Origin of the sequence: Collinsella aerofaciens, from assembly GCF_015548375.1 — a bacterium.
Lineage (GTDB): Bacteria > Actinomycetota > Coriobacteriia > Coriobacteriales > Coriobacteriaceae > Collinsella > Collinsella aerofaciens_AB.
Window position 1 is genome coordinate 1 of record NZ_JADMWW010000048.1, and the last position, 2227, is coordinate 2227.

At 56.5% G+C, this 2227-nt stretch carries 1 protein-coding gene; it reads right to left on the reverse strand.

What is annotated here, in order from left to right:
- Window positions 1-236 precede the first annotated feature (236 nt).
- A complete protein-coding gene (locus I1969_RS10895) occupies window positions 237-1931 on the reverse strand; it encodes a phospho-sugar mutase (protein ID WP_195235138.1) in 1695 nt (564 codons plus the stop codon).
- Window positions 1932-2227: the final 296 nt, after the last annotated feature.

Sequence of the window (2227 nt, forward strand, 5' to 3'; positions counted from 1 at the left end):
GTCCATCCTCGCAGTATCCGGTTCTCAAGGTGCACGCTTTGCGGCTCATCCGGTCCGACCGGGCCGCGCGGCAAGGAAATATATTGCCAGACCGGAGGGCCCCCGGGGGCGGGAATCTGGGCGTACACATTTCCTACACATATAAGTACTCTCGGCTGGCTGGTTAAAAACAGGAGGGGACCTCGCATCCGAGATCCCCTCTTTAGCCCATCTATAGCTATAGACTCTTAAATACCTTATGCCAGCAGCTTGCGACCAGACTCCTCAATCGCGTCAAGTGCGGCATCAGCCTCGGCGGCATCCGCGCCCTTAGCGAAGATGTACAGCTTAATCTTGGGCTCGGTGCCGGAAGGACGAACAATACCCTTGTTGCCGCCCTCAAGATCGAACTCAATGACGTTAGCCTTCGGCAGGCCGTTCACGCAGGTGTTGTAATCCACGACAGCCTCAATCTTGGAACCGGCGAGCTCCGCGGGCGGGTTCTCGCGCAGACCAGCCATGATGCCGGCCATCTTTGCCGCACCCTCAGCGCCCGGATAGCTCAGCGAAATCGTCTTGTTGTGATAGTAGCCATACTTCTCGTACAGCTCGTGCATCGCATCTGCAAGGTTCTTGCCCTGGAGCTTGTAATACTGCGCCATCTGGCAAATCAGAAGAGAAGTGCTCACGGCGTCCTTGTCGCGCACGAGGTCACCGGCCAGATAGCCGTAGCTCTCCTCAAAACCGAAGATAAAGCGATCGACCTCGCCAGCATCGGAAAGAGAAGTAATGATGTCGCCGATGTACTTGAAGCCCGTCAGGCAGCGGCGGAGCTCAAAACCGTACTCGTCGGCCAGAGCGTCAACCATGGCGGAAGAAACGATAGTAGTGACAGCAACCTTCTTAGTGAGGTCCTCACCGCGAGCAGCGCGGGTCTTGCAGATATAGTCAAGCAGCAGAACGCCCATCTCATTGCCGGTCAGCAGCAGATAGTCATCGCCATTCTTAACGGCAACGCCAACACGGTCGGCGTCGGGATCGGTTGCAAGCAGCAGATCGGGGTGAACCTGCTCGCACAGGTCAATGCCCTTCTGCATGGCCTGACGAATCTCGGGGTTAGGATACGGGCAGGTCGGGAAATCGCCGTTAGGCTCCTTCTGCTCGGGAACAACCGTGACATCGGTGATGCCAGCGCGCTCGAGCACCGTCGTGACGGGAATGAGGCCAGTGCCGTTGAGCGGAGTGTAGACGAGCTTAAGCGGAGCGCCAGCGATCTCCTCGGCAGAAAGGTTAGTCACGCCGCGGGCGAGAACGGCGTCGTAATAACGCTCGAGGCACGAGTCATCGATCCATTTGACCAGACCCTGCTCAAGAGCCTCATCGAAGTCCATGGACTTCACGCCGGTGAACGTATCGGTCTCGGCGATAGCCTTAGAAATTGCATCGGCGGCCTCGCTGGTGATCTGGCAGCCGTCGGGGCCATAGGCCTTATAGCCGTTATAAGGCGCCGGATTATGACTAGCGGTCATGCAAATGCCACCGGAGCACTTAAGGTCGCGGACGGCCCAGGAGAGCGTCGGCACAGGAGAAATCTTGGGATACACGAGGGCAGTCACGCCGTTTGCTGCGAGAATGGCAGCCGTCGTCTTGACGAACAGCTCACCTTTATTGCGGCTATCGCGAGCGATGGCGACCGTCGGATGCTCGAAGGTCGCATTGAGGTAGTCAGCGAATCCCTGGGTCGCACGACCGACCGTATAGATATTCATACGGTTAGTGCCCGCACCGATAGTGCCGCGAAGGCCGGCAGTACCGAAGGCGAGATCCTGGAAGAAAGCGTCGGTGATGGCGTCCTCATCACCCTGCTCCTTCATCGTGTTAAGCTCAGCGAGGAGCTCCTCGTCCTTGACATTGGCAATCCAAGTATCAAGCAGCTCATGAACATCTGCCATGTGAGTCCTTCCGTCACAATCAATAAAACGACCCGTGTAAAACAGGACAAGCGCAGCAGTGCGCTAAAGCAAATATTAGTCCATTGAGAACAAAGAACCGACCAAAGAACGGTGAACGTCTATATTCAGCGGTGGATGATTAAATTGATTTAATTGCAGAAGGAATGTTGCGCGTAAACGCAAAAAAGGGGGAGGCCGCGAGGCCTCCCCCTTCTCAGTTTCAAGACTTTAGTCCGCTGGCCGCGCAGCGGCCAGCTTTAAACCACCCGCTACGCGGGTGGAGACAAACGGCTTTA